Source organism: Calothrix sp. CBUCES-K 9914 (assembly GCF_059640475.1).
On sequence record NZ_JBXXZH010000442.1, the window covers coordinates 1 to 4,402 of the forward strand.

Below are 4,402 nucleotides of genomic sequence, written 5' to 3' on the forward strand. Positions count from 1 at the left end.
CACAAGGTGTAGTCGAAAGCTACATCCATACTGGTGGACGAGTTGGCGTTCTAGTTGAATTAGATTGTCAAAAAGATTCCGCAAGTAACGAAGAATTTAAAACTCTCGCGCGTAATATCGCGATGCAAGTAGCAGCATGTCCAAACGTTGAGTATGTCAACGTTGGAGAAATTCCTGCTGATATTGCGGCTAAGGAAAAAGAAATTGAGATGGGACGCGATGATCTCGCGAATAAGCCGGATAACATCAAGGAAAAAATCGTTCAAGGACGAATTGACAAGCGTCTGAAAGAAATGACCTTGGTTGATCAGCCCTACATTCGTGACCAAAGCATTACCGTTGAGGAGTTAGTTAAGCAAGCCGGCTCCAAACTTGGTGATAACATTGAGGTCAAACGCTTTGCTCGCTTTGTTCTCGGTGAAGGTATCGAAAAACAAGAAATGAGCTTTGCTGATGAAGTTGCTGCCCAAATTGGCGCCAAGTAATTCCAGAAACTATCCTGAAACTATCTTTTAAGCAGGTCAAGCAAAGTGCCTGACCTGTTTTTCATTCATATAATCAGCATAATCGCTCTTTTAGTTTACACACAGTTCACAATAATTAAAAAATTATGAGTAAAAACTGTGCTTATAAACCGACGCAACCAACATATCAAATTTGTAATTATATACATGAGTACTATACAATATTGGTAATTCATTGTTGCTAGCTAGAAATAAAATTAAAAAATATACATCGGTAGTGAGACGTTATGGCGACGATTGAACGAATTGAGCAAGATATAAAAGCATTAGAGCAGACGGTAACTGGAATCGCGCAGTCACTACAGGATTCCTATACCGCTTATTTTGCAGCATTAGGTCGAGCAGTGCGCCAGCAATTAATTTTAGCTACTTACCACTTGTGTACTCAAGGATACCCTAATTCCTTCTTACAGTTATCTTTGAGTCAGCGGCAAAAATTGCAACAATCGATTCGTGAATTGGGCACGAAGACCGCCGACCAGTTACAAAAATATACTTTGATAGAACCAGAAACTATATTAAATACAGATATATTAGAGCAAAATACAGCGCAAAACCAAACAGGTGACGAAAAAGAAACTGACGAAAAGGAGAGTGAATCAGAAATTTCCTCTGAAGCTATTCCTTTATCATTAATTGAATTATTAGCAAGTGAAGGTTCCCCGTTTGATATCGAAGAACTTAACGAGCTAGAAGAATACGACGATGATGAATATGAAGACGAAGAATTTGAAGATGAAGACGAAGACGAAGACGAAGACGAAGAAGACACGAAATATAGCTCAGAAAATAAACAACCAGAAAAAGAACCTATAAATAAAAAAGCAATTCCTCGATTACCTAATATTCCAATATTTCCACTGATAAACCCAGTTCCATTACGTTTTGCTGCTATCAATATTGCAAACCCAATTGAAATTAGCAAATGGATTCATAGTTTGGAACTTTCTACACAATTTGCGCTCAAAAAGCTTTCGCACGAAACAAATATGCTGTTACAGAAAGCCGAAATCTTACCAAAAAAGTTACCTGAACCAGTTATAGAAGCTGCCACAGCATCCGAAGGCGCCGATGTTTTACCAGGCCCACCGAATATACTCAACGTTGTAGTCGAAGTTTCCAACGAACGACGGCCTACAGATTCTGGCTTAACGCAAATTATGACAGTTAATTTGCGACTAACAGAAATCGAATTTGCTGATTCTCAAGTTTCAGCAGTTCGTAAGCAAATTCATATTCTTCAAGGTCAACTCCAGAAACTACGTCGTGAATACTTTAAAAGACAGCGCGAATTAGCTGTTGCACAAGCCGAAGCAGCTTGGCGTTCAAGTTGGTACGATGAATCTTAGAATTTTAGATCTTATATTTTTCGATTAACTTCGATTAACATGGCTACTGATAAACCAGATTGGGTAAGATTACAAAAAGCTCTGACGATAGAAGCGGAACAAGGGTTCACCGACTTGGTGGGCAGACAATACCGTTTTAGCGAATTTTTGTGTCTAACATTTGGTAAATTTCCTGATGGCATACCCAGCGAAGAGCGTGACCGTTGGTGCCAATTAGCAGCAGAGTATGCTGATTATCCAAATCTCGATATAGAATCACGTCAGAGTTTAGTTGCTCAAACTGGCCGTTACATCCAGCAAATGCAACACCAAGATGGCTCTTTAATAGATAGCTCTTTAAAAGTCGAAAAACCTTCAACTCCAAAAGCATTAGTTGCAGAAGAAGCAAAAGCAAATTACAAAACCCCAAATACAAAAATTCCTGTTTCCAGTGTTTCTCGTTTACTCGCCCCAGCACTCAACCAAAAAATTGGCGAATTACCAGAAATAGGTCCCCGTCAAGCTGATAAGTTAGTTCGGCTTGGGTTGTATACAGTACATGACTTACTATACTATTTTCCCCGCGACCACATCGACTACGCACGTCAAGCTCGCATCAACGAACTACAAGCAGGTGAAACAGTAACAATAGTCGCATCAGTCAAAAGCTGTAGCTGTTTTACTAGTCCGAAAAATAAAAAACTAACAATATTAGAATTGCAACTGCGGGATAACACTGGGCGCCTCAAAATTGGTCGCTTTTACGCAGGCGCCCGTTATTCGAGTCGAGCTTGGCAAGAAAGCATCAAGCGTCAGTACGCAGTTGGGACAGTAGTCGCAGTGTGTGGACTAGTAAAAGCGAGTAAATACGGTAAAACAATCGATAATCCGGAAATTGAAGTATTAGCACATCCAGGTGATGAAATAGAATCTTTAATAATCGGGCGTGTAGTACCAATATACGCCCTTACCGAAGGTGTTGTAGCTTCTTTAGTTCGGCAAGCTGTTACAGCAGCAATGCCAGCAACACAACACATAAAAGACCCTTTACCAAAAGGTTTACGGGATAAATATAACTTAATGGAATTAAAGGATGCTATTAACAACATCCATTTTCCTCCTGATAGTGACTCACTAACAGGGGCCCGTCGTCGTTTAGTGTTCGATGAATTTTTCTATCTCCAGCTAGGTTTACTTCAACGTCAACACAAAGCCAAACAAATTCAAACTAGTGCAGTCCTTGTTCCCAAGGGACAACTCGTAGACGAATTTTATAAAATCTTACCCTTCCAACTCACAGGCGCCCAACAGCGAGTAATTAACGATATTCTTGGCGACCTGCAAAAAACAGTACCAATGAATCGTTTAGTACAAGGTGACGTAGGTTCGGGTAAAACAGTCGTAGCAATAATAGCATTATTAGCTGCTATACAATCAGGATATCAAGGTGCATTAATGGCGCCAACCGAAGTATTAGCAGAACAACACTATCGTAAACTCGTTAGCTGGTTTAACTTGTTGCATCTCCCCGTCGAACTACTAACAGGTTCAACAAAAGTATCAAAACGGCGCCAAATTCACGCACATCTTGAAACCGGAGAATTACCATTACTAGTAGGAACTCACGCCTTAATTCAAGACCCAGTAAACTTTAATCGTCTAGGTCTAGTTGTAATTGACGAGCAACACCGCTTTGGAGTAGAGCAACGCGCCAAACTCCAGCAAAAAGGCGAACAGCCTCATGTATTAACAATGACAGCGACCCCCATTCCCCGTACTTTAGCATTAACAATTCATGGGGACTTAGACGTAAGCCAAATAGACGAATTACCACCAGGGCGCCAAGCCATCAAAACCACCGCATTAATGGCAAGTCAGCGACCAGACGCATACGACTTAATGCGTCGCGAAATAGCTCAAGGGCGCCAAGTATATGTAGTATTACCATTAGTCGAAGAATCAGAAAAACTCGATTTACGTTCCGCCGTAGAAGAACATCAAAACTTACAAGAAGCCATATTTCCAGACTTTAAAGTCGGGTTACTACATGGACGCATGAGTTCAGCAGAAAAAGACGAAGCTATTACTAAATTTAGGGATGGAGAAACACAAATATTAGTATCCACCACTGTTGTAGAAGTTGGTGTAGACGTACCCAATGCAACAGTAATGCTCGTAGAAAACGCTGAGAGATTTGGATTATCACAGTTACATCAGTTGCGTGGTCGTGTTGGAAGAGGCGCCGCACAATCATATTGTTTACTAATGAGCAGTTCCAAAAGTGCCGATGCCCAACAAAGATTAAAAGTATTAGAACAATCACAAGACGGCTTTTTTATCTCAGAAATGGACATGCGTTTTCGTGGTCCTGGGGAAGTATTAGGAAGAAAACAATCTGGAGTTGCAGACTTTACTTTAGCAAGCTTAGTAGAAGACGAAGAAATATTAATATTAGCTCGTCAAGCAGCAGAAAAAGTCATGGAAATTGACGCGACATTAGAGCGTTGGTTTTTAATGAAAGAAGAACTAAAATATCGACATCAAAAGCTA

General features: G+C 40.4%; 3 protein-coding genes. All 3 read left to right on the forward strand.

The features are described from left to right. The coding region (gene tsf, locus AC2JBO_RS43455) for a translation elongation factor Ts (RefSeq protein ID WP_496959825.1) at positions 1-485 on the forward strand (485 nt) is incomplete at its 5' end. 266 nt (positions 486-751) lie between these two features. Then, the gene (locus AC2JBO_RS43460; RefSeq protein WP_496959826.1) at positions 752-1,873 is read left to right on the forward strand and encodes a hypothetical protein; all 1,122 of its coding nucleotides are present in this window, start codon (positions 752-754) and stop codon (positions 1,871-1,873) included. 39 nt (positions 1,874-1,912) lie between these two features. Next, positions 1,913-4,402: ATP-dependent DNA helicase RecG (recG, locus tag AC2JBO_RS43465; RefSeq protein WP_496959827.1), on the forward strand; the 2,490-nt coding region annotated here is incomplete at its 3' end.